This is a genomic window from Undibacterium sp. CY21W (assembly GCF_014284265.1).
Classification (GTDB): Bacteria; Pseudomonadota; Gammaproteobacteria; order Burkholderiales; family Burkholderiaceae_D; genus Undibacterium; species Undibacterium aquatile.
This window is the reverse complement of sequence record NZ_JACOGE010000003.1, coordinates 433,957-458,733: the sequence shown is the minus strand read 5'-3', so window position 1 is coordinate 458,733 and position 24,777 is coordinate 433,957. Positions and strand designations below refer to the sequence as shown.

Here is a 24,777-nt window from a genome sequence, read left to right as displayed (position 1 = left end):
TTGCATTGGCTGGCATAAGTGCAGCAGGTAAGGCACGAGTGAAATGTATCGGGATGCGGAGTTCAACAGCGACGAAGGGAGCAGGAAAATGTACCTCATCTTCCTGCTCCCTTCGTTTTGCGATATGAGTTAAATAATTAACCGTTACCGCGGCCGCCAGAGCGGCGAGGTGTTGATTGTTTTACTGCTGGACGGTTTCCTTGTGGACGAGGCTTCCCCGCGCCGTCACGAGCCGGTGCAGCACCGGATGTTTTGCCTGGTGTGCGTGCCTGCGCCGGTTTGTTGCCTGCTGGCGAACGCGATCCCCTGTTTGCGGGCGCATTTCCGCGTCCCTCAAAACTACGCAATTGAATTGGCTGTGCTTTTGCGTGTGGATCAGGAATGAAGCCATCAATAATTTCTTGCGGAATCTGACGCTTGATGAACTTTTCAATATCAGCAAGTAATTTGAACTCGTCCACGCAAACCAATGATACCGCTTCACCACTCGCACCGGCACGGCCTGTACGACCAATGCGGTGTACGTAATCTTCGGGTACATTCGGCAGATCGTAGTTGACGACATGCGGTAATTGGTCGATATCAATGCCACGCGCAGCAATATCGGTAGCAACTAACACTGGCAGGCTGCCATCTTTGAATTCAGACAAAGCTTTGGTGCGTGCAGACTGACTTTTGTTGCCATGAATTGCCATGGCAGCGATACCGTCTTTGGCTAATTGCTCTACCAGCTTATTTGCGCCATGTTTAGTGCGCGTAAATACCAGCACCTGCGACCACGCATGTGTCTTGATGAGGTGTGCTAACAGTGGATGTTTCTTATCTCTGTCAACCGGATGTACTTTTTGCGCAATCACTTCAACCGTCGAATTACGACGCGCAACTTCTATCATGGCTGGATTGTTTAACAGCCGGTCAGCGAGTGCTTTGATGTCATCAGAAAAAGTCGCAGAGAACAACAGGTTCTGGCGTTTTGGTGGCAGGATCGCCAACACTTTTTTAATGTCGTGGATGAAACCCATATCCAGCATACGATCCGCTTCATCCAGTACCAGGATTTCGATGTTACGCAGATCGATCGTTCCTTGCTGATGATGATCCAGAAGTCGCCCCGGTGTCGCTACCAGAATATCGACGCCATGTTTTAATACCTTGATTTGCGGGTTAATACCTACGCCACCGAAGATCACCGCCGATGTCAGTGGAAGAAATTTTCCGTAAAGCTCCACGCTCTCCTGCACCTGGGCTGCCAATTCCCGCGTTGGTGTCAGAACCAATGCACGGATAGGGCGACGGGTTGTCTTATCCTTGGGGGCATTGGCTGAGGTCGACAGACGCTGCAAAATCGGCAGCGTAAAACCAGCTGTTTTACCAGTGCCGGTCTGCGCACCAGCCAGCAGATCCCCGCCTTGAATGACCGCTGGAATTGCTTGTTGTTGAATCGGCGTGGGGGATGTGTAACCTTGTTCGCTGACGGCGCGAAGAATGTCCTCGGATAATCCGAGTTCGTTGAATGAGGGCATGTGTTTCTGTAGATTTTCTTTAAAACCCAGACTGGTTATTGCCAGTCTGGTGACGATGGCACTCCGGCATCCGGAGCGTAAGAGATATTATTTTGTTGCTGATGCTGCAAATGGCTGCAATAAATTAACCATCTGTCCGAAAACTTTAGGTGTGCCGGCAAGTACATCACCTTTATACAGATAATCTGATTCGCCAGAGAATGTGCCGACAATACCGCCAGCTTCAGTAATCAGCAAAGAGCCGGCAGCAACGTCCCACGGTGCCAGTCCCTTTTCAAAGAAGCCATCAAGGCGGCCCATCGCAACATAGGCGAGATCCAGTGCAGCAGAGCCTGGTCTTCTCAGTCCCTGGCATTTACCTGTCATCACTTTGAACATCTCCATGTACTGATCGAGGCCTGACAAATCACGTGAAGGGAAACCAGTGCCGATCAGCGCGTCTGCGATCTTGTCGCAGCGGGTGACACGGATACGTTTTTCATTCAGGAAAGCACCAGCGCCTTTGCTGGCGGTGAATAATTCGTTGCGGGTAGGGTCGTAGACGACTGCTTGCGTAATGATGCCACGATGTTGCAAGGCAATCGAAACGCAGTATTGTGGAAAGCCGTGGATGAAATTGGTCGTTCCATCCAGAGGATCAATGATCCAGACATAATCATTTTCGTCGTGCAAATTAGCGGAGGCACCTGATTCTTCTGCGAGTATTGCGTGATCAGGGTAGGCAGTCTTCAACACCTCAATGATGGCAGCTTCTGCGGCCTGGTCGACTTCTGTGACAAAATCATTGAAATGTTTTTCAGTGACACTGACGCGATCGAGGTCAAATGAAGCGCGGTTGATTAATGTCGCGCCGCGACGAGCGGCTTTAATCGCCGTATTGAGCATTGGGTGCATATAGTTTCCGATAAAATGACGGCAAACGAGAACTCTCATCTCAATATGAGAGAAACTGGTTTGCTACACAAAAATGATAAAGAGCGTGCGCAATTGTCTTTTGCCCGGCGAAAGCACATAACCAAAAAATAATCAACGCTGAATGATGCTATTTTAAATGAACTTGACTGAAACTGACACATCTCTTTTTCAACGCCTGCGTTTTGTACTGGTGGAAACCAGTCATCCGGGCAATGTCGGTGCCGCGGCAAGGGCGCTGAAAACCATGGGTTTTACCAATCTGGTGCTGGTAAGGCCACGATATCCGGACGTGCTGAGTCATCCTGAGGCAATTGCTTTTGCCAGTGGGGCGCAGGATATTCTTGAATCTGCCCGTATCGTTGAGACTGTTGAGGAAGCGCTTGCCGGTTGCGATCTTGTTGTGGCCGTCAGCGCCCGTTTGCGTGAGTTTTCCCCGCCTGTCGTTACACCAAGGGAATTGGCGGAGAGTGTCGCTCACCGTCAAGGTGGTGATGTGGCCTTTATTTTCGGCAGCGAGCGTTATGGCTTGCCAAATGAAGTTGTCATGAATTGTCAGGCGTTAATAAATATACCTGCGAATCCCGCTTACTCATCTTTAAATCTGGCGCAGGCAATACAGTTGCTGGCGTACGAATCCAGAGTCGCGATGCAACTGACTGTGACCGACCCTCAAGTCGGATTTCAAGGGCAAACAGCGAGCAACGAAGCGGTAGAGGGCATGTATTCTCATCTTGAACAGGCATTGGTCGCGATTGATTTTATTGATCCGGCACACCCTAAAAAACTGATGCCACGTTTGAAGCGGCTTTTTTCCCGCGCTCGTTTAGAGTTGGAGGAAGTGAACATTTTGCGCGGGATCGCCAAGAAAATTCTGGATCAGCAGCAAAAGTAAGGCGATTAATGGAATAGGGGACGCTTTCAGATCATTTGTTATTTAATTTGTTGTCTGAATTGATAAATATCATGAAATCACTTGCTTTAAAGCTAGTTTGTTTCCTGTTTAGTATTTTCAGTTGTAACTAGTTTTGTTATAACGACAGTAAGATTGTGATTTAAACATATCGTCAGAATGCTGTTCCATTTTCGTTGAGGAAATTATTATTTTTGCTCCCTTTCCAAGGTCGTCCCTTTCCTTGATATGTGCCAGCGTCATTGCGGCCAGTTCGGCAGGGTCGGCTCATGCTCTTGGTGTTGGTGGCTTGCGGGTTCAATCGGGTTTAGGACAACCGCTGAAGGCGCAGTTAGATGTGACTGGTGCCGATGCGCAAGATGCAGATATTCATTGTTTTAAAGCGCTGGTTGAGACCACTGACGGCGACTTACTGTCCGTAGTTAACCTGGGAATGTCAACTCAGGGAAATAAGCGCATTCTCAGTTTATCGACACGAAAAAATCTGTTAGAGCCTGCGCTGAAGGTGGTCTTAAGTGTAGGCTGCGAAGTTCAGTTACACCGCGATTATCTGATATTGCTTGATCCGCCGGAATTTAGTTCCGTCGGCAAAAACCTCAATTTGCCTCTGCTAAGTCAGAATGATGGCTTGGCATCCAGTGCTGATGTCCCGACGGCTAAAGAGTCCAGACGAATCAGAAAAGAATCACTGCGCCCCGCAATTGCGGCGAATCCTGCACCTGAAACAAAAAAGAGTTCCCCTCAGGCTGCGCAGAAAGACCGTCCAGTACGCGCATCCAGTGCCACACGGGATGCTTTAAAACTGTCTGATGAAGCTGATGTTCAACTGCTTCCTGCCGGACTGAAAATGGCGGACAGCTTGTCTGTTGTATCTGATGAGCAGCGCAAGGCTGAGGCTCCAAATATCGCGGAACTACGTCTCGCGCAGGCACAATTCGCCGCGATGTTACGCGGAGAAAATCCGCCTGCCTCTGCAGAAAAAAATACTGCGGATCAGAAGAAAATACAAATTCTTCAGCAGGAAGCAATTCAGTTAAAGCACACGATTCAACAAGACAAGGCGGCACTCGAAAAAATAGAAGATGCAGCAGTCGCCAAACCCTGGTTCTACGTTTTCAGCGCGTTGATACTTGCCGGGCTGACGATTATTGGTTTGCTTTTTGTATATATTCAACGCTTACATAAACGTTATGCATCAACCTGGTGGGAGCAGGACGAACCTAAACATGGTCAGGATCAGAAGAAAAATATAGAAGAACTGGTGAATGACGTTCAGGCGAGTTATGGGCCAACGACGGTCAATGGTATGAATAGTTCGGCTCTGTTAAAAAACTTATCTGAGCAAGCTGGCGTTGCATCGGTTCCGGCATCAGTCAAAACAGGACCGGCTGACCATGCCGCGGCGCTCGGTGCCGTGTCGGAAACTGCCCGTGCTTTTACACCTTCTCTTGAAGATACCAATAGCAGCACCTTTAACTTCTTCTCTTCACGTGCCAGCTCGTTGAAAGTCGAAGAAATTTCGGATGTAACGCAGGAAGCGGAGTTCTGGATGTCGGTGAACGATCCTGAACGTGCGATTGAAATTCTGGAGCCGCAAGCTGAGCAGGAACGTCCTGATTCCCCTGTGCCCTGGTTATACTTGCTGGATCTTTACCGTGTGACGAAAAATAAGGAAAAATACGACGCTTTGCGCGATCGCTTTATTGTTTTCTTTAACGCGAATGTCCCTGAGTTTGACGTTGATCCGCTGAGTTTGCCAACCCGTCATCTGGATGACTTTGAACATCTGATGAATAAAATATGCACACTTTGGAATACTAGTAACATATTGCCTTTCCTCGAAAGTTTGCTGGTTGATGATCGAGATGGTAAGCGTATGGGATTTGAGTTGCCCGTGTATCGCGATATTTTGCTGCTCATATCCGTTGCCAATGAGTTGGACCGGATGAGACCCGACAAAGACACGTCAGGCTGGCAAAAAGTAACGAATGTCGAATTGCATGCGGATGCTGTTAAAACGGAACCGGATGCTGACACGAATGTGATTAATTTTGAGACTATCGATTTCAAAATAAATCCATAAAATCTATTTGGCGAAGCTGTTTTGGCTTCGCCGCCAACGCTATCAAAACGTATTAATCCGTATCAATTACCAGGTCAGAAAATGATTAAGCTCTGTGGTTTTGCAGTCAGTAATTATTACAATAAAGTGAAACTGGCTTTACTCGAAAAAGATATCCCTTTTGAGGAAGTTCTTGTCTGGACCGATCGTTCCCCGGACTTGCTACGAAAATCGCCTTTGGGCAAAGTTCCTTACATCGAAACTGAGCAGGGTGCGCTGTGCGAATCTCAGGTCATCCTTGATTATTTAGAGCAAGCTTATCCGGAAAAGCCCTTGTTGCCAGCAGATGCGTTTGCAGCGGCAAAAGTCAGGGAGCTGATCGTGTTTATGGAGCTGCATCTGGAGCTGCTCGCACGCGAATTGTATCCACAGGCATTTTTTGGTGGACAGGTTTCTGATGAAGTGAAGACTCGCGTGGAGAAACAGCTGACACGACACGTTTCTGCATTTGCCCAATTGGCGAAATTCGAGCATTTCATCGCGGGAGATCAATTCACCATGGCGGATTGCGTTGCGGTGTGCCATTTGCCATTGATTTCCCTGGCGACGAAAGCGATTTACGGACGTGATTTTTTGGCCGATTTACCCGTAAAGGATTATCTGGCAAGAATGAATGCAAGACCGCACATGCAAACCGTGAACGCTGATCGTAAAGTCAATCAGGCTTTATTTGCGAGTAAGAAAAAATAGAAGTTAGCCAGACTATGGCGATAAAAAAGGAAGCAACATTGCTTCCTTTTTTATTTGTAATTTTCAAGCTTATATCGCTCTGCGCATTTTCTGCACGGTATAGTTTTTGACCTCTGCAGGCGGCACAACTAATTTGACAATGGCAAATGTGCAGTTGTCGCCGCGTGGCGTGCCACGGTCACGGGCTTTTCTGATCAGTAATTCAGATGCCTGTCTTGGTGAATTTGCGGCAACGGCGGCAGAGAGCTCTGCATCATCGAAGTAATGCCAGAGACCATCGGAGCAGAGTAAAAAGCTGTCGTGCGCTTTTAAGCCATCGTATTGACCGAAAGTGATGTAAGGCGGCGTGGTGGTTGAACCAAGCACATTCGTCAGTATGTTCGATAGTTTATGAGTCTTGGCTTCCTCGGGAAGAATTTTTCCTTCTTCGACGAGTTGTTCTACATAAGAGTGATCACGGGTCTTTTCGACAAAATTAGGGCCACTGAAACGATATAAACGTGAGTCGCCGGCATGTGCCCAAATCGCTTGTTGCTGTGGCGTGATGACCATGGCAACGAAGGTGCTGTGCGGTTCTTTTTCTGAAGATACAGCAGATAATTTGATGACAGTGTGTGCTTCGTTCAGAATGTTTTCGAGTAATGCTCGGACATCATTGCCCGGATAAAAATCATCAAATAATTGTTTGGCCGTACGGACAACTTGCTCTGCTGCGAGTGCGCCGCCGCTTTTTCCGCCCATGCCGTCAGCAACCACGGCCATCATGTAGCCGGGTGCGTTGGTGGCGGCGAATAAGCCGACACGGTCTTGTTGTTCCTGGCGGTCACCGATATGTTGTCCGGTGCCAGCTTCGATCTTATATTGGCTCATACGTCTCGGTAGATTACACTAACGGAATTCAGCCTGTGCTGATTTCCAAGAATTCATCCTATTTTACTTTAAGCTGAAGGCTATGAGCCATCCTGAACAAGTGCGACAACGAATAATTGAGTTAGAGGTTGAACATCGCGATCTCGACATGGTAATTAACACGTTGACCACAGATCCTGCACACGACGAATTGCAATTGCGTCGCCTGAAAAAACGTAAATTGCAACTCAAAGATCATATTACTCTGCTTAAAATGCAAATGATGCCCGATGTGCCTGCCTGAGTTATTTTTACCAATAATATTACTGTTTTAGCTTCTGATTGCCGCATTTTGATTGAAAATACTCCCACCAGTACGATAAATACCAACGTATCGCATGATGCCGAAGTCGAGCAGATTTTTGGCTCCACAGGGCCGCTCAGTAACAGCATTGCCGGCTATCGCCCGCGTCAGGCACAAACAGAAATGGCGAAATCCGTGGCGGCAGCGATCGCCGGTCAGAAGACCTTGCTCGCTGAGGCAGGAACGGGAACGGGTAAAACCTATGCCTATCTGACGCCGGCTTTGCTGTGGGGTGGGAAAGTAATTGTTTCAACTGGTACAAAAAACTTACAAGATCAGTTGTTTTTACGTGACATTCCCATGATCAAGAAGGTCTTGCGGGCGCCGGTTTCGGTCGCTTTGCTCAAAGGCCGGGCCAACTATCTGTGCCATTATCATCTGGAGCGGACGCTGCAAAATGGGCGTCTCAGTTCACGTGAAGATGTCGGCTATCTGCGCGACATCGCGCGCTTCATCAAGACGACCAGCAGCGGCGATAAATCTGAACTGTCGCGAGTTCCTGAAAATGCCAGCGTCTGGAGTCTGGTGACATCGACTAAAGATACCTGCATGGGATCGGAATGTCAGTACTATCAGGATTGCTTCGTCATGAAAGCACGTAAGGAAGCGCAACAGGCAGATGTGGTGGTGGTGAATCACCATTTGTTTTTCGCCGACGTTGCGCTGAAAGACACTGGCATCGCTGAATTGCTGCCGTCGGCCAATACCGTGATTTTCGATGAGGCACATCAGTTACCAGAAACTGCGACCCTCTTTTTTGGCGAAACGGTATCGACCTCGCAAGTGCTGGAGCTCTGCCGCGACGTCCTCGCTGAAGGCTTATCACATGCCCGTGATGGTGCTGAATGGGCGAAGCTGGTGGCACCTGTTGAACGTGCCGCACGTGATTTACGCCTGGCATTTCCGCAGGATATTGTGCGTCTTTCTATCGATCAGATTGCACCTTCCAGTCCGTTTTTTGAAGCGCTCGATACGCTCAAATCCAGCATGAGCGACATGATCGCTGTGCTGGAAAAACAGGCGGAACGTGCTGAAACGATAGAGCAATGCCGCGCCCGTGCAATCATGCTGCAAGATCAGATCGATGACTGGAATGCCGAACCGAAAGGCAAGGAAAAAGAAGGCGATTACGTTTTATGGGTCGAAGCCTTTTCTGTTTCGCTACAACTGCATCGCACACCGCTGTCGATCGCACCGATATTCAATAAGCAGCGTGAAGGCGTGCCCCGCGCATGGATATTCACATCGGCGACGATGGCCGTCAAAAATGATTTCAGCCATTTCGTTTCGCAAATGGGCTTGTGGAATGAACCTGCACATACCTGGCCGAGTCCGTTCAATTATCAGGAACAAGGCTTTTTATACGTGCCGAACGGCATGCCTGAGCCGAATTCGCGTGATTATGCAGAAGCCGTAGTGGAAGCTGCATTGCCGGTGATCGCTGCGGCAGGCGGGCGCACGTTTTTGTTATGCACGACACTCAAAGCGGTGAAATTCAGCGCAGAGCGATTTAAAGAGGAATTTGAAAAACGTGGCTTGAATTTCCCCTTGTTTGTTCAGGGTGATGCCGGGCGTACAGAGTTACTCGATCGCTTCCGGGCAGCAGGGAATGGCGTGTTGATTGGTAGCCAGAGTTTTTGGGAAGGTGTGGATGTGCGCGGTGAAGCGCTGTCATTGGTGATTATCGATAAATTGCCTTTTTCGCCGCCGGACGATCCTGTGCTTGCTGCCCGGATCACTGCGATGGAAAAAAAGGGGCTGAATGGCTTTGTTCATCACCAGTTACCCGAAGCGATTATTAATCTGAAACAGGGAGCAGGGCGTCTGATTCGTGATGAAACAGATCGTGGTGTGCTGATGATTTGCGACCCGCGTCTGATTTCCAAACCGTATGGCAAACGCATCTGGCAAAGTCTGCCTTCGTTTGCACGTACCCGTGCAGAGGCCGATGTGGTCAGTTTTTTTGAAAAACTGCATGTCGCCAGAACGACCACAGTCACGCCAGAAAAGGGCGTTCCACCTGATATGCCTGAACGAATTTAAAAGGATAAGTAATGTTTCTGACTCTGTTGCTGGTGACTTTTGCTGTTGCCATTGCTGTTGCTTTACTCGTTTCCCGTATGTTCACGCAGCCGATAGACATGATACTGAAGCGCATCATCGCGGATGCGATCAGCGCGGCCTGGCTGAAATACATGAAGTTTGCGATTCTGGTTGTTGGCATTTCTTCGGGTGTGCGTATTTACGAGCTCGAAAAATACATCGTGCCAGCGAGATTTGATAAGGAAAACAAACTGCTGGAACTGACTTCCGAGCGCTGGATACTCGAAATATACCGCACCATCATCGCGACTTTACAAGGCATTGCGTGGATGCTGCTGCTCTTTTTTGTTTGTGCGCTGATCGCCTATGTGATTGTTCGCGTGGCGGAAATGAAGCGTCGTCAGATTGACGGTGAATCAAAGTAAATCCGGCCGTATGACGGAGTGACGTTGTGTACGACAGCATTGCTAACTTGTATGGCGGATGATGAGAGATAAAACAGACATTGGCAGGGTGAGATGAAGGCGATAGTCGGGGCAGAAATTCTGGATCAGGACAGGTTTGCCGCATGGCTGCCTGTATTGCAGGAGTGGGGTGCGTGCCACGTTGAGTTTGCGCAGCAAGTGGACGATGCGGCGTATTGGTACACCGAGCGCAGGAATGTCGGGATACTGGCGCAGGCAGCCTGGCGTTCGGGGCGGGTGGCACTGGAAGAATATCAGGCCAGAAAATCCCGCCAGCACGGTCATGCAACGAAAGAATGGCTGGGGCGCTGTGATTTGTGGATTTCGGATGAACAGGGTGGCGAACTCATCGAGGCGAAACAGGAATATCTGGCGCTGCGTTCACGGCAGGCTGTTTTTCTGGCGAATAAAATTCTGGCGTCGGCAGTCAAAGATGCCGGACACACCCGTAACGGCATAGACTCAGCCGCCTGCGGCATCGCATTTTTACCGGTCTATTTAAGGGCAAGCTGTGCGCCGACAGCCGAGCAACTTGAGGCGGATATTCTTGCTCTGATTGCCGCTTTGCGCACATCGGAGGCAGGCATGATGGCATGGAGTTTTCCTGCTGAAACCCGCGAATATCTCGGGGCGGATGCGCGCAATCTGATTCCGGGAATTATCTTGCTGGGCGCGTCTGCACCAACCTGAATCAACCAGAAGCCAAGCTGAAATCACCCTGAATTTCCCTGAAAAAATGCATTTTCAGGGGAGTATCTGTGTTTTTCGCCTTTATGTCCTTATAAACAAAGGGCTTTAAAATATACTCCCCCCAGTATTATTTAGCCATTATTTAGCCTTCGGAGGGTGTCAAACAGATGTTGGGCGATGCTGCGATACTTTGCACGCTATGCCTGCTGATAGGCAAATTCAGTACTTCAGACAAAAAAGCCGGGCATATTTCTATGCCCGGCTTTTTATATCGAACTACCGCTGTCGCTGTTATACGCCAGTAAAACGATCAGTTGGCTGATTACCAGATTGTGACGCGTTCTGCTGGCGGCAGATACATCTTGTCGCCTTCTTTGACACCGAACGACTGATAGAACGGTGTCATGTTGCGCAGCGAGCCGTTGGCGCGGAATTCGCCAGGCGAGTGCGGGTCGGTTTTGATGCGGATGATCGCTTCCTGTTCGCGCAACTTGCCACGCCAGACCTGACCGAAGCCGGTGAAGAAACGCTGATTGCCGGTTAAACCATTGATGACCGGTGCAGGTTTGCCGCCGAGGGATAACTGATAGGCTTTGTAAGAAATCGCCAGACCAGAATTATCGGCAATATTTTCGCCCAGTGTCAGTTCACCATTGACGTTGTAGCCGGGAACCGGGCTGAACGCATTGTACTGTTTGACCAGCGCGGCTGTTTTGGCAGCGAACTTGACGTGATCTTCTTTCGTCCACCAGTCGCGCAGATTACCCGCGCCGTCATATTGTGCGCCCTGATCGTCGAAACCGTGGCTGATTTCATGGCCGATCACGGTGCCGATACCGCCGTAATTCACAGCATCGTCCGCTTTCGGGTTGAAGAATGGCGGTTGCAGTATCGCAGCCGGGAAGACGATTTCATTCATCTCCGGGTTGTAATAAGCATTCACGGTTTGCGGCGTCATGCCCCATTCATCGCGGTCAATCGGTTTGCCGAGTTTATTGAGCTCGGTTTGCGCGGCAAAGCTGCGGATCGCACGCAGATTACCGACTGCATCGCCTTTGGTGATGCGCAGCGCGGAGTAGTCTTTCCACTTATTCGGATAGCCGATTTTCGGCATGAACGTTGCCAGTTTTGCCTGCGCTTCTTTCTTCGTTTCCGGGCTCATCCAGTCCAGCGTATCGATACTTTCCTTGTACGCTAACAACAGATTGGCGACCAATTTTTCCATTTTCGCTTTGCTGTCAGCCGGGAAGTGTTTGGCAACATACAGTTTGCCTAAGCTTTCACCCATGCCGGAATCGACCAGGCGCACGCCGCGTTTCCAGCGGATTTCCTGCTCAGGCACGCCGCGCAGTGTTTTTGAAAAGAATGCGAAATTCTCGTCGCTGTATTGCTTAGGCAACTGGCTGGCAACCGAGCTCAGCAAATGCCACTTGAAGTAGGCTTTGATGCTGTCGAGCGAGGTTTCCTGCAATACCTTGTTCATACCAACCAGATAGCTGGGTTGACCAACAATGACGTAATCAATTTTGCCGGTGACGCCGAGTTCGTTCAGATACGCATTCCAGTCGTAGCCTGCGGTCAGCTCATTGATTTTGCTGATTTCAATTTTGTTGTAAGCCTTGATCGGGTCGCGCAAATCAACTTTGGTCCATTGCACTTTCGCGAGTTCTGTTTCAAATGCCAGAATTGCCGCCGCATTTTTTGCGGCTTCTTTGTCGCCGGACATCGTCAACATGGTTTCGACGTGCTTCAGATATTTGCTGCGGGTGTCTTTCAGCTTGGCGTCGTCATCTTTCAGGTAGTAATCGCGATCAGGCAGCGCCAGACCGGATTGACCTATGTCGAGCACGTATTTGGTCGAATCTTTATTATCCTGATGGACCTGAATATCGTAAGGCGCGGTCACGCTGATGCGGTTGAGCCATGCCATCAATGCTGGAATTTGCTTCTTGTCAGTCAGTGCATCGATTTTGGCAAAATCCGCTTGCAATGGTTTCAAGCCAGCGGCTTCTATGCTTTTCATATCCATGAAGCTGGCATACAGATCGCTGATTTTCTGCGCATCCGAACCGCTGGCATTCTTGGCTTTTGCCAGGCCGTCGATGATGGCGTGCAGACGTGGCACAACTGCTTCGCGCAAATCCATGAACGCACCGGCAGAAGAACGGTCTGATGGGATCTGAGCATTTTTCAGCCAGGTGCCATTGACGTGACGGTAAAAGTCTTCTTGTGGTTTGACGGATTTGTCGTTGTACTGAACGTCAATACCTGACTGCAAGCTCGCGACTTTGGCAGGTTCTGCAGCAGATGCACTGGCAGCCCCAGCGATCAGTAATGCAATGGCGCTCAATATCTGCGCTTTGAATGTTGGTGTTTTAATTGCTTGAGTTTTCACTTTTGGTGATCTCCTGTCGGTGGGTGGAACGATAAAAATATCGTCGCCTTAAGGGCTGGGCGCGATAGAAATAAACAGATGAGGCTTGAGTGATCGGTCGCATTATTGTCGTAAGGTACTGATCATTTTAACGGTGTGAGTATTTTCGACAGCCGGTCTGGAACCTGATTATTACGTACTAATGCCGGGTATTTTAATCCTTCAAAATAATCGAGCCTGATCGTGCGGTAGTATTCACCATGTCTGACGATCAGCTCTATTGCTTGCTTCTGCGTTTTGGCATTGGTGATCGCTGATTTCAGGGCGTCTGCTTTATAGCTTTTGCCATTAACGGCGATGATCAGACTGCTGCTCAGGATATTTGCTTTGCCGGCAGGGCTGTTTAACAGCAGGCGAGTGATCTTGCCGGTTTTATCCAGACTGAATCCGAGTGAATACAGAAAGTCACCATCTTGTGCATCTTCTGTTGCTTTCGCATACTCAGACGGTTTCTCGGTGTACACCAGTTTCCAGCCCGCCAGTTCCAGGCTCTCAGTTGGGGTTTTACTTTGCAAACCTTCCAGACGCTCTTGCAGGAAATACCCCCAGTCAAATGGCTGTATCTCATTGAGGGTGCGGATCACATCGCTCAGTTGATAGCTGAGTGGAGTGGTGCTGCCGTTGTTGACACCAAAAAACTTGCCAGCAAAATCATTCAGAGAATATTTTTCTGCAGACAGTGCGCGCAATTGTGCATCAACTTCCAGCCACAGCAGTGCGCCTTCGCGATAATAATCTTCATCACGCTGAAAATCGCTCCAGGCCTGACTGCGGCGGCTCACAAATACGGGATTATTGGTGGTGTCCTGCAGATTGCGCCAGTTGCGCCCGCTCTGATGAGCGTAATAAGCGGCCACGTTTGCCAGCACGTCGCGGATGTGTTCCTGCTTCATTAGTCCCGAACGTGCCGCCAATACATAGCCCCAGTACTGAGTCTGGCCTTCATACACCCACAGCAGACTATCCTGCATCGGTGTGTTGAAATGTGGTGTCAGCAGATCTGCCGGGCGGCGGAATTTTCCGTTCCATGAATGGGTGTATTCATGTGCCAGTAAATCACGCCCACTGGATTTTTTTGCCCAATCGCTGAAGTAACCAGGGCGAACGCCATTTTCGCTGGACTGGTGATGCTCAAGCCCTATGCCGGAAAATTCGTCGCTGAGTGACAGTAAAAAATCGTAATGGCGATAATGTTGCGAGCCAAACAGAATAGTCGCTTGTTGCACCAGTGCCTGATGTGCGGCGATTTGCTCCGGGGTGGCGTTCAGCGATTCAGGTTTATCCGCCACCACATTCAGATGCACGGGTATTTTGGCACCAGGATTGAGATCAAAACGTTTGAAATATTTCCCTGCAAATACCGGCGAATCAACCAGTTCTTCCAAGGTGACAGGCTTGAACTGAAACTCGTTTTGACTTGGGCTCAGGTTCTCACGTTTCTCAGCAAGCTCCAGTGCGCTGCCAAATTGAAGCCCGGCTGGCAAAATCAGGGTGGGCTGAATCTGTATCTGGTCAGACGCTGCGCCCGCCGGATACAGAATCATGTTATTCCATTGCACACCGACGATGTCAGGCGTCATCGTAACGCGGCCGAATTTATCATCCGTCGGTGACAGGAACTGATATTCGGCATTGAGCTGGCTGACACCTGCAGGAATTTGCAGATGAAACGCGTACATATTTAATGGGTCACGTTTCCAGGCAATGGCTTGCTGGTTGCCGCTGAAGCGCAGCCCCGCGAGCTGGTTTAACGCACTGTTGGTGCCATGTTTTCCTGGCAACCATTCGGGGAAATACAGTGTCAGCGGGCCAGCTTGCACCGGAATACTCGCCCGGATATTAAAAATTTTCCTGTCCAGATCGCTGGCGTCAACGATCAGTTGCACTACGCCCGGATAGGCTTTGTTGACGTTACTGACAGATTTCCCAGCATTCACCTGATTATTGTCAGCGGCTGCGTTCACTGTTGCTGCAAGAGCGCCACTCGCCATGACGAAGCCACTGAGTAACGATGCGATGAATGGCGCGATGAGTGGGAGCAGTGCGGTCGCTGATGATAAAGGTTTACTGGCGGGCAATCTCATGAAATTGGTTCTTTTCGTTTCTCAGGTCTTTTAGGATTTTTATGGTCTCTGACTTGGATAATATTGGCTACCGATCAATACATGGACTGCGTAAATGAAAATTAGTTTCCAAAACTAAGTTACTATTTAATTGAAAATTAGTCAAAATTTAATCTAAACTGAATTAAACCTGAAACGATAGAAACATGACTTTCGTTGTCGATTTTCCCGCCGGTAGCGGGTCTTTTCCCGCAATCGTGATTGCCCCGGGTTTACGTTACGCCATGCACAGGGAGTTATTCAGCCTGCTGGCGGATAAAGCGGTCGCAGCAGGGTTTGCCGTATGTCGTTTTAACTGGTGTTTCTACGAAAGTGATCCGCTCGCCGGTCAGCCATCATCTGCGTTACAGGATGAGTTGGAGCAGCTCAAAGAAGTGATAGGGCAGTTACGGGCAGAATCACGCGTATTGCCAGCGCAAGTGCATGTCGTCGGAAAATCATTCGGCAGCATCGTTGCCTGGCAGGCACTGCGCGACGACGCGGAATTGAAAAACGGCGTGCTGATGACACCCTTGTTCGATGAAATGCAAGATGGACAGCCATGCAATGTTACCGACACATATTCCCCGGGTCTGCTCGCAGAATCCCGCCCGTTGCAGATCGTCTGCGGCGACAATGATCCTCATTGCACGGTTGCTAGCGTGCATCGTGTCGCGAATCACGCTGTAGCAAATATCACCTTAACACTGCTGCGCGGTGATCATCTGCTGCAAATTTACGCGCCGGATACGCAGTTACTTGCACGTGCGTCAGCAGAAAACATGGCGCTGGCGGCGGATACCGTCGTGCAGTTTCTGACGCGTCAGCATTCAATATGCTCGACCAATAACTGAACCCTGGTGACGCCGTTGTATTCATTGGCATCGAGCCGGAATGCGACATGCACATGCTCGCTCAGGGTGTCGGTATGGCCGAACCAGATGGCGTCATAACGAACGCCTTTTTTCTCCAGCACCAGTTTTAAATGACGTTCTTTCAGGATGCGTTGTGAGATCAGTTTAAAGTCATCGCAGAACACCGGTGGCGGAAAACCCTGGCCCCAGACCTGGCTATCCATTAAGGCGATAAAGTCGGTGCTGAAATAGGCTTCTTCCAATGCGCCGTCGGTTTCGATGATTCGTTCTAACTGATGTTGTTGCAACCAGCTTTTTCCCACGGCTTCAAAGGCTTGCTGAAATGCGGGTAAATCGTCGTGGCGTAAGGTCAATCCGGCTGCCATTGAGTGGCCGCCGAATTTCTGTATCAGCGTCGGCGCATGTTTCGAGACCAGATCGAGTGCATCACGCAGGTGAAAGCCTGGGATAGAACGGCCCGAACCTTTGATCAGACCATCGCCACCGGGCGCAAAAGTGATGGTGGGGCGATAAAACTTATCTTTGAGCCGCGAGGCGACGATGCCGATCACACCCTGATGCCAGCTTTCGTCAAACACGGTAATGGTGTGGCTGGTAGCAGGTTCGAACTGATCCAGATGCAGCAGCGCAACGTCTTGCATGTCGCGTTCTATGTCTTTGCGGTCGGCATTGATGCCGTTGAGCTCCTGCGCGATTTGCCAGGCACGACCTTCGTCGTCGGTCGTCAGGCATTCTATGCCCAGCGACATATCGGCAAGACGGCCAGCGGCATTTAAGCGCGGGCCGAGCGCAAAACCAAGATCAAACGGGCTGGCGTTACGCGGTTCGCGACCGGCGACTCTAAATAGCGCTGCAATGCCCGCACAAACACGTCCGGCGCGCATGCGTTTAAGCCCTTGCGCAACGAGTATGCGGTTATTGGCATCGAGCCGCACGACGTCAGCAACCGTGCCGAGGGCGACCAGATCAAGCAGGGTATCGAGCTTGGGCTGTTGTTGCTGGTCAAATACGCCGCGCTTACGCAATTCTGCCCGCAGCGCGAGTAACACATAAAACATCACGCCAACGCCAGCCAGATGCTTACTGTCGAAAGTGCAGCCGGGTTGACTCGGATTGACGATCACCTCGGCATCTGGCAATTGCGCGCCGGGTAAATGATGATCGGTCACGAGTACCGCGATGCCGTGCGCTTGTGCAGCCGCAACGCCGTCAACACTGGCGATGCCGTTGTCAACGGTGACGATGATATCCGGTGATTTTTCGCGTATGGTCAGCGCAACGATTTCCGGCGTCAGACCATAGCCGTATTCAAAACGATTCGGCACGATGTAATCAACATTCGCCCCCAGCATACGTAAGCCGCGAATGGCGACCGCACAGGCCGTAGCGCCGTCGCAGTCATAGTCGGCAACGATGACTAATTTCTTACGTGCGGCGATCGCGTCTGCCAGAAAGACCGCCGCTTTTTCTATCTGCAATAAGCCTGATGGCGGCAACATGGCACTTAATTCTGTGCTCAATTCGGTTTCGCTCAGTACGCCACGTGCCGCATACAGGCGCGCCAACACCGGATGCATGCCGTTTTGCCGCAGCATTTCTGATTCGCGCAGGGAATAGGGGCGGGTGGTAATGCGGGTCATGTTGGCTTCAGTGTAAAAAGTGCTTGCAGGCGGGGCTTGATCCAAAATTGGCGCAGCGACCACGGCGTCAGCTTAAAGCTGGCAAGCAGATGTGCGTCAGAGCAGTGCAGGGTGATGCTGTTGAGCTGGCGGCTTTTTAATGCCGCCAACACAGGCGCAAACCAGTCGTTTTCCAAGGTCTGCATTTGCGTCAGCCATTGTCCCCAATCGCTATTGATTGCGGACTCAGTTAAATGTTCAAGTAAGACGCAGGTCGTGTCTGTTGAAGTTGTCTTGTTTTGTGCGTTTTGGGAATTTTGTAAATCTGGTGCAGACAGCAAATCGGCAAACGACTGCGCAGTATGGATGCGCTTTTCTTTTTTCATCAGCGTGTCGGCACCACCGGAGAGCCAGACCGAGTTAATGGCTTTTTTTCCTTGCGCTTCACGCTCATCATTCAGCGTATGTGCGAACCACATCATCTGAATTTCATTTTGCAGCTTGCGCCATGCTCTTGCATGTTCGCCATCCGGCATCCAGATATCGACATTATGGCCGCAGGCCGCATCAGCGCTGGCTGTTGTTAATCCAGACCAGCCATCAGCACGCAGAAACCAGGTCGATGCGTCGCCATACTGTAGTGTCATGCCTGCTTCGTCGGTCGCTGTTTTTGCAATCTCAAACAAGACGCGCGATTCTTGTTCGGAGATGTCGAGTCGTCGTTGGTCAGTCAGAACCAAATGATCGCGGGCGATATGAATATGCACCGGTTGCAGTGTGAACCAGCGCCCATCAGCGGGCTGCAAACCCATGTCCCGCATACGGTTTAACGTGACTGGCGGGTCGCAGTCGTGTGCACCTTGCAGTTCGTTTGCCAGAAAATATTCATGTACCAGTGCTTTGGAAAATGGATCAATGTTCTTGAGTGGCATGCGCTTTGCAGATGCAATCAAGCGAGCCAGTGCAGGCGTTTGCATCGCTTTGAGCAGATCATTTTCCAGTCCGGATGGGGGTATGCTGAACGGCAATATCAGTTCTAAATTTTTCATAGAGCGTATTGTATGGCAAACTTCTGTCTGCCTTAATTCCTTGAAACGACATTTGCAGTGAAAAATCTCTCTTTTGAATGGCTAGTGGGTCTGCGTTACACGCGCGCCGGACGTCGCAGTGGTCGTAATAGCTTCATTTCCTTCATTTCCATGATCTCTATGTTCGGGATCGCATTAGGCGTTGCCGCGCTGATTATTGTGCTGTCGGTGATGAATGGATTTCAGAAAGAAGTCCGCGACCGCATGTTATCGGTGCTATCGCATATTGAAGTATTTGACGCAGCCGGTTCTATGCCGGACTGGAAAAATACGGCACTGCAGGCACAGAAAAATTCTTCTGTTGTCGCCAGTGCGCCTTACGTTGACGGGCAGGCGATGATTATCCGCGACGATGTGATGCGCGGCGTGATTCTGCGTGGCGTATTGCCTGATCAGGAACCGAAAGTGTCGGAAGTGGCGACAAAAATCAAAGTCGGAAGATGGGAAGACCTGAGACCGGGAGAGTTCAATATTATTCTGGGTACCGCGTTGGCGAGCAGTCTGCATGTCAGGGTTGGCGATAAGGTGACACTGGCAGCACCCGAAGGACAGATGACGCCTGCAGGCATGGTGCCGCGTCTGAAAGCATTTAATGTGGTCGGAATTTTTGATGCCGGACATTATGAATTCGATTCGGGTATGGGATTTATGCAGATCGAAGATGCGCAGAAATTTTTCCGCCTGTCTGCACCTTCTGGCTTGCGTCTGCGTATCAAGGATATGTTAAAAGCGCCGCAGGTTGCGTTGGAATTGTCGCAAACCTTGACCGGTGATTTACTGATACGCGATTGGTCGCAACAAAACCGTAACTATTTTTCCGCCGTCAAAACAGAAAAGACGATGATGTTCATTATTCTGGCGCTGATTGTGGCGGTGGCTGCGTTTAATCTGGTGTCCACGCTGGTGATGACTGTCACCGATAAGCAGGCGGATATTGCGATTCTTCGTACACTTGGTGCTTCGCCAGGTTCCATCATGAAAATATTCATGATACAAGGCGGACTCGTTGGCCTGATTGGTACTGGCTTAGGCGTCGCGCTCGGCGTTCTGGTGGCGTTGAATATTGATGTGATTGTGCCCGCGATCGAACATATGTTAGGCGTCAATTTCCTACCGAAAGATCTGTATTTCATCAGTGCTTTGCCGTCTGATCTGCGTTGGGCAGACGTTTGGCAAATCAGCAGCATGGCGGTTGTATTGGCATTTGCCGCAACTATTTATCCCAGCTGGCGAGCAGCCTGCGTTAAACCGGCGGAGGCCTTGCGTTATGAGTAATTTCACAGAAAAAGCAATTTTAAGTTGTACCCAGCTTGGCAAAACCTTCAATGAAGGCGCGGAAGCGGTCAAGGTGTTGCAGGGAATTGATCTGACAGTCAATGCCGGAGAGCGCGTCGCAATTATCGGTGCATCTGGCTCAGGTAAATCGACGTTGTTGCATCTGTTAGGTGGCCTCGATACGCCGACGACAGGTCAGGTTCGTCTTCTGGGTGAAGATCTCGCAAACCTGAGTGAGTCTGTGCGTGGCGTGATGCGTAATCGTTCTTTGGGCTTTGTGTATCAGTTCCATCATTTACTGCCGGAATTTTCTGCGCTTGATAACGTCGCAATGCCTTTGCTGATTCGCCGTATTCCGCGTGCGGAGGCACGTCAGCAGGCGCAGGCGATACTGAGCAAAGTCGGGCTGGAGCACAGAGTCACGCATGTGCCGGGTGAGTTATCTGGTGGCGAGCGACAACGAGTTGCTCTGGCACGTGCCTTGGTGACGCAGCCAGCCTGTGTGTTGGCAGATGAACCAACGGGCAATCTCGACAGCGGTACTGCGCAACAAGTGTTTGCTTTGATGCTGGAATTATCCAGAACATTGGGTACCGCTTTTGTGATTGTGACCCATGATGCCGGGCTTGCCGGACGTTGCGATCGCGTGTTCCGTTTATCGGAACAGGGTCTGCTACAGCAATAAGGTTGCTGAGTCTATGAAGCGGACGGCGACGCAGTTCAATAGCAAGTACAAAAAAACGGGTGTAGCTTGTCTGTTGGTGCTGAGCTCATGGCCTGCGTTCGCGACCACGGAACTGGTGCTGCAATTAGAAACTTCACTGTCCCAGGATACTAATCCATTTCGCTTTTATGACGATCAGGCTGGGGGCGGGCGTAAGCAGGAACAGATACAACGTCTGACCGAGACTGTGAATGCAAGCGATATCCGCGCTGGCGCCATTATCCCTTTGTTGTCTGATCAGACTCGCCTGACTCTCAGCGGCTCTCTCGGAAATCGCCATTACAAGGAATACCGTCAGCTTGACCATCAACCAGGCGCGGCGGACGCTGCTTTTGATTGGCAGGCAGGTAAGTCTGTCAGTGGCAGGGTATATGCCGGTAAAGATAAACGTTTGTTTGAGTACATTAATGGCAGCCTGACGGAGCGGGATATCGCGCATTCGCGCCGTGCCGGAGCAGACGTCAGAATAAAACCAGATGACGACTGGATGCTTAGTGCGAGCCTGTTTCGGAATGCGCTGAACTACGATCTGGACCTGAACCAGTTATATAACTTTGACGAACGCGGTCAGCAGCTAGGTTTGCGTTTTATGTCGCCAACGGGTTCCAGTATCGAGGCTGGGACGCGTTTATCTGAGACCCGTTTTGCCGACAGAACGCCAGAGCAAGTGCGGGATCTGGATAAAAAATACAAAGAAACGGAGCTGTATCTGGATGGTGAGTGGCGCTATAGCATCAAGACCATCACCAGCGCCCATCTGGGGCTGATACGTCGCCGCTATGATGTGTTGCACGAACGTGATACCCGTTTATTTAACGCGATCTGGCGTGGCACTTATCATTACTCAACAATGTTAAGACTGGATTTGCAGCTATTCGACAGACCATTTACGATCGTTGACCCCTCAATTCTGTATGTGGTCAGTAAAGGTGCGCGCGTTGACGCGTTGTGGAAGTGGTCGGATAAAACTAACGTCAATTTTTCAGCCTTGCTGCAGAATAGTGATCAGGAGCTGATTCCCAGATTAGTCAGACCTGACAATAATTCTTCCCGCAAAGAGAAATTACAACGCATCGGTGTTGGTGCGAGTTACCAGTTCGAACGTGGTTTCCGGCTGTTATTCGACAGCTTTTACGAAAAAACAGATAGGGCTGCTGACGATATCAAACTCAGGCAAGGGGTCGTCCGTCTTGGCATAGAATATACGTTTGAGAATCTTCCCGGCAGTGCTGCACGATTAGGTTTGCAGCGTTATCAACAATCTTTAAGCGCCACAGAGCCGATACGCGAATGATGTCCTTGTACAAAAAAGCCAGCCGCTTTGCAGCACGCCATCTCGCAGGGCGGTGGATTAATTTGCGCAAGCAACAAGGTGTCGTCAGTTTTTCGTTTGACGATGTGCCGGCCAGCGCTTGTCATATTGGCGCAGAAATACTGGAACGCTATCAGGCACGTGGCAGTTTTTACGTTTGCGGCAAATTAACTGACGGTACAGAGCAGGGGCAGACCTGTCACAGCGTGAAAGATTTGCAGAAACTTATTGCAGATGGCCATGAAATTGGCTGCCATACTTATTCCCACATGAACTGCGCCAACAATAGTCTTTCTGCTCTGCGTCAGGATTGGCAGCGCAATCAGGCGTTTTTTGAGACGCATCAATTGCCGAATAGGGGATTTGCATTCCCGTTTGGCGCCTACGATTTACCCAGCAAAATAGCCGCTTCGGAACGATTCTTGTACAACCGCATCACTGGCGGTGGCACACACATAGGAAAAGCGGATTTATCCGCCTTGCGTGCACAAGCCTTGTATGCGGATAAGACCGATGCTGATACGGTATTACAACTGATTCAGCAAACCGCAAATGAAGGCGGCTGGCTGATTTTTTATTCTCATGAGGTCAGGAATGAGCCTGGTCCGTGGGGCACAACCCCGGAACAACTGGAAATGGCATTGCGGATAGCAAGCCAGTCCTCTTGCCGTATTCTGACTGTAGAAAAAGCGATTGATTTTTTTCAATCGTAACTTCCGCTGGGATCGCCTTACTGCACGTCATTTCTTAGCTGCATCTCTAATCCTTGTTGCACATGGCATGGAGACGCCTGCTCATTGTTGCTGAATTTACAGATGCTTACTTATTTTGCAATCTTGTCAGTTACAATCTCACACTTCCTTTTCGCCTTTTTTAACGAGCAACTTTATGAGCAAACACAGTCAGTTCGCGCTGCTTACCCAACGACGTTTTGCCCCATTTTTCTGGACGCAATTCTTTGGTGCATTTAATGATAATTTTTTCAAAATAGCGCTGTTGACCATATTGACTTATGACGCGTTGAATTGGGCGAACATGGATGTCGATTTGCTGAACAATCTCATTCCGGGCCTATTCATTCTGCCGTTTGTTCTGTTTTCTGCGACATCGGGGCAGTTTGCCGATAAGTTTGAAAAAGGCGGCATGGCGCGGAAAATTAAGCTGCTGGAAATTATCATTATGCTGATCGCAGCATTCGGCTGGATGAGCCACAACCTGTGGGTACTGATCGCTGCGGTGGCTGGTATGGGAATACATTCAACCTTGTTCGGCCCCGTGAAATATGCGTATTTGCCGCAGCATTTGCAAACAGATGAGTTGGTTGGCGGTAACGGCCTGATAGAAATGGGAACGTTTGTTGGTATTTTGCTGGGAGAGATTCTGGGTGCAATGCTGGTTACCCATAAACCATGGGGAGTAGAACTGGTTGCTGTTGGTGCGGTCATTGTTGCGGTGATTGGTTACCTGACGAGTCGCAGAATTCCATATTCACCTGCACCGGAACCGGAATTGAAGATTAACTGGAATGCCGCCACGGAAACGGTGCGCAATATCAGTTTCAGCAAACAGAACCGGCCTGTGTTTCTTTCCTTACTGGGAAATTCCTGGTTCTGGTTTTACGGCGCCATATTGCTGGCGCAATTTCCTTCATATGCCAAAAATTATCTGCATGGCGACCATAGTGTTTTCGTGCTGTTACTGACCTTTTTTTCGTTTGGGATAGGCGCAGGTTCCTTGCTATGCGAAAAACTGTCCGGTCATAAAGTTGAAATTGGTCTGGTGCCGTTTGGCTCTATCGGTTTATCGGTGTTTGGCTTTGATTTGTATTTATCCAGCGTCGCCTATATCAATACTTCCGGTGTTGATTTTTTACAGTTTATAGAACAGACAGGCAGTTTGCGCATCTTGTTTGACATCGTCATGATCGGTATCTTTGGCGGTTTTTATATCGTTCCTTTGTTTGCATTAATTCAGACACGTTGCGACCCGAAACATCTGTCGCGGACTATTGCCGGCATGAATATTCTGAATGCGCTGTTTATGGTCGTTGCTTCCCTGTCAGCCATGCTGATGTTGAAGAATGGTTTTACGATTCCACAGATTTTCATGGCGACCGCGATTCTGAATGCGATTGTCGCCATTTATATATTCAGTCTGGTACCTGAATTCCTGATGCGTTTTGTCGCATGGTTGCTGATTCAGACTGTGCATAGGGTCAAAACCGTCAATACAGATAGGATTCCACTCGAAGGTGGCGCGGTGCTGGTCTGTAATCACGTGTCTTATATGGATGCGATTGTGATCGGGGCATCCAGTCCGCGTCCGATTCGCTTTGTGATGGATCACAGAATTTTTAAAATTCCGTTTTTGTCCTGGATATTCCGTACTGCGAAAGCGATTCCGATTGCGCCGGCCAAAGAAGACCCGTGGCTGATGGAAAAGTCCTATATCGATATCGCTCAGGCATTGCATGAAGGGGAATTAGTTTGTATTTTCCCTGAGGGCAAGCTAACGCATACCGGCGATATGAATGAGTTCAAAGGCGGAATTATGAAAATTCTGGAGCGCTCGCCGGTACCGGTTTATCCGATGGCTTTACGAGGATTATGGGGGAGCTTTTTCACACGCGACAAAGGCAACCCCTTTGAGCGTGCATTCCGGCGCGGGCCTTTTTCAAAACTGGAATTAGTGGTTGGTGAAGAAATGGCGGCGTCAGAAGTAACACCGTTGGTGCTGCAAGCAAAAGTAAAACAATTGCGTGGCGACTGGAGATAAAAA

Annotated in this window: 20 protein-coding genes; 13 read left to right on the top strand and 7 right to left on the bottom strand. The window is 49.8% G+C overall.

Annotation, left to right across the window (positions count from 1 at the left end; translation table 11 throughout):
* Nucleotides 1–137: 137 nt before the first annotated feature.
* Complete coding sequence (locus H8K29_RS10030; protein ID WP_186897459.1) at nucleotides 138–1,523, bottom strand: DEAD/DEAH box helicase; 1,386 nt, start codon at nucleotides 1,521–1,523, stop codon at nucleotides 138–140.
* A gap of 87 nt (nucleotides 1,524–1,610) precedes the next feature.
* Nucleotides 1,611–2,417, bottom strand: coding sequence for an inositol monophosphatase family protein (locus tag H8K29_RS10025; RefSeq protein WP_222611449.1), 807 nt, complete (start codon nucleotides 2,415–2,417; stop codon nucleotides 1,611–1,613).
* 157 nt (nucleotides 2,418–2,574) lie between these two features.
* On the opposite strand from H8K29_RS10025, the gene H8K29_RS10020 reads away from it, so the two are divergent.
* The 3 genes from H8K29_RS10020 (at nucleotide 2,575) to H8K29_RS10010 (ending at nucleotide 6,160) form a co-directional block, all read left to right on the top strand.
* Nucleotides 2,575–3,330, top strand: coding sequence for an RNA methyltransferase (locus tag H8K29_RS10020; RefSeq protein WP_186897458.1), 756 nt, complete (start codon nucleotides 2,575–2,577; stop codon nucleotides 3,328–3,330).
* 241 nt (nucleotides 3,331–3,571) lie between these two features.
* Nucleotides 3,572–5,431, top strand: coding sequence for a FimV family protein (locus H8K29_RS10015; RefSeq protein ID WP_186897457.1), 1,860 nt, complete (start codon nucleotides 3,572–3,574; stop codon nucleotides 5,429–5,431).
* Between the two features lie 81 nt (nucleotides 5,432–5,512).
* Nucleotides 5,513–6,160 carry a glutathione S-transferase family protein gene (locus H8K29_RS10010; protein WP_186897456.1) on the top strand — a complete coding sequence of 216 codons (648 nt, stop codon included), beginning with the start codon at nucleotides 5,513–5,515 and terminating at the stop codon, nucleotides 6,158–6,160.
* Nucleotides 6,161–6,229: 69 nt separating this feature from the next.
* Here the strand turns inward: H8K29_RS10010 and H8K29_RS10005 are convergent, their stop codons facing one another.
* On the bottom strand, nucleotides 6,230–7,030 hold the full coding sequence (locus H8K29_RS10005; RefSeq protein WP_186883438.1) for a PP2C family serine/threonine-protein phosphatase: 801 nt from the start codon (nucleotides 7,028–7,030) through the stop codon (nucleotides 6,230–6,232).
* Nucleotides 7,031–7,112: 82 nt separating this feature from the next.
* On the opposite strand from H8K29_RS10005, the gene H8K29_RS10000 reads away from it, so the two are divergent.
* The 4 genes from H8K29_RS10000 (at nucleotide 7,113) to H8K29_RS09985 (ending at nucleotide 10,570) form a co-directional block, all read left to right on the top strand.
* Nucleotides 7,113–7,313 (top strand): YdcH family protein, encoded by a 201-nt coding sequence (locus tag H8K29_RS10000; protein WP_186883437.1) that lies wholly within the window; start codon nucleotides 7,113–7,115, stop codon nucleotides 7,311–7,313.
* A gap of 48 nt (nucleotides 7,314–7,361) precedes the next feature.
* Nucleotides 7,362–9,416 (top strand): ATP-dependent DNA helicase, encoded by a 2,055-nt coding sequence (locus H8K29_RS09995; protein WP_186897455.1) that lies wholly within the window; start codon nucleotides 7,362–7,364, stop codon nucleotides 9,414–9,416.
* Nucleotides 9,417–9,427: 11 nt separating this feature from the next.
* Nucleotides 9,428–9,841, top strand: a complete 414-nt coding sequence (locus tag H8K29_RS09990) for a hypothetical protein (RefSeq protein WP_186897454.1) — start codon at nucleotides 9,428–9,430, stop codon at nucleotides 9,839–9,841.
* Nucleotides 9,842–9,934: 93 nt separating this feature from the next.
* Nucleotides 9,935–10,570, top strand: a complete 636-nt coding sequence (locus tag H8K29_RS09985) for a hypothetical protein (RefSeq protein ID WP_186897453.1) — start codon at nucleotides 9,935–9,937, stop codon at nucleotides 10,568–10,570.
* Nucleotides 10,571–10,892: 322 nt separating this feature from the next.
* Here H8K29_RS09985 and H8K29_RS09980 read toward each other — a convergent pair whose 3' ends face one another.
* Nucleotides 10,893–12,965 carry a M13 family metallopeptidase gene (locus tag H8K29_RS09980; RefSeq protein ID WP_370527161.1) on the bottom strand — a complete coding sequence of 691 codons (2,073 nt, stop codon included), beginning with the start codon at nucleotides 12,963–12,965 and terminating at the stop codon, nucleotides 10,893–10,895.
* 122 nt (nucleotides 12,966–13,087) lie between these two features.
* Entirely contained in the window at nucleotides 13,088–15,088 is a 2,001-nt protein-coding gene (locus H8K29_RS09975; protein WP_186897452.1) for a M61 family metallopeptidase, read from the bottom strand.
* 185 nt (nucleotides 15,089–15,273) lie between these two features.
* Between H8K29_RS09975 and H8K29_RS09970 the strand changes: the two genes are divergently transcribed.
* Nucleotides 15,274–15,960, top strand: a complete 687-nt coding sequence (locus tag H8K29_RS09970; protein ID WP_186897451.1) for an alpha/beta hydrolase — start codon at nucleotides 15,274–15,276, stop codon at nucleotides 15,958–15,960.
* Here H8K29_RS09970 and recJ read toward each other — a convergent pair.
* Complete coding sequence (recJ, locus tag H8K29_RS09965) at nucleotides 15,930–17,621, bottom strand: single-stranded-DNA-specific exonuclease RecJ (protein ID WP_186897450.1); 1,692 nt, start codon at nucleotides 17,619–17,621, stop codon at nucleotides 15,930–15,932. The genes H8K29_RS09970 and recJ overlap by 31 nt on opposite strands.
* Nucleotides 17,618–18,649 carry a hypothetical protein gene (locus tag H8K29_RS09960; RefSeq protein WP_186897449.1) on the bottom strand — a complete coding sequence of 344 codons (1,032 nt, stop codon included), beginning with the start codon at nucleotides 18,647–18,649 and terminating at the stop codon, nucleotides 17,618–17,620. Before H8K29_RS09960 ends, recJ begins: the two co-directional genes overlap by 4 nt.
* A gap of 57 nt (nucleotides 18,650–18,706) precedes the next feature.
* Here H8K29_RS09960 and H8K29_RS09955 point away from each other — a divergent pair, with 57 nt between their 5' ends.
* The 5 genes from H8K29_RS09955 to H8K29_RS09935 all read left to right on the top strand — a co-directional run bounded on the left by H8K29_RS09955 (nucleotide 18,707) and on the right by H8K29_RS09935 (nucleotide 24,774).
* Nucleotides 18,707–19,963 (top strand): lipoprotein-releasing ABC transporter permease subunit, encoded by a 1,257-nt coding sequence (locus tag H8K29_RS09955; RefSeq protein WP_186897448.1) that lies wholly within the window; start codon nucleotides 18,707–18,709, stop codon nucleotides 19,961–19,963.
* A complete protein-coding gene (gene lolD, locus H8K29_RS09950; RefSeq protein WP_186897447.1) occupies nucleotides 19,956–20,648 on the top strand; it encodes a lipoprotein-releasing ABC transporter ATP-binding protein LolD in 693 nt (230 codons plus the stop codon). Before H8K29_RS09955 ends, lolD begins: the two co-directional genes overlap by 8 nt.
* Before the next feature lie 13 nt (nucleotides 20,649–20,661).
* Nucleotides 20,662–21,981, top strand: a complete 1,320-nt coding sequence (locus H8K29_RS09945) for a hypothetical protein (protein WP_186897446.1) — start codon at nucleotides 20,662–20,664, stop codon at nucleotides 21,979–21,981.
* Nucleotides 21,978–22,712, top strand: a complete 735-nt coding sequence (locus H8K29_RS09940) for a polysaccharide deacetylase family protein (protein WP_186897445.1) — start codon at nucleotides 21,978–21,980, stop codon at nucleotides 22,710–22,712. Before H8K29_RS09945 ends, H8K29_RS09940 begins: the two co-directional genes overlap by 4 nt.
* 175 nt (nucleotides 22,713–22,887) lie before the next feature.
* On the top strand, nucleotides 22,888–24,774 hold the full coding sequence (locus H8K29_RS09935) for an MFS transporter (RefSeq protein ID WP_186897444.1): 1,887 nt from the start codon (nucleotides 22,888–22,890) through the stop codon (nucleotides 24,772–24,774).
* Nucleotides 24,775–24,777: the final 3 nt, after the last annotated feature.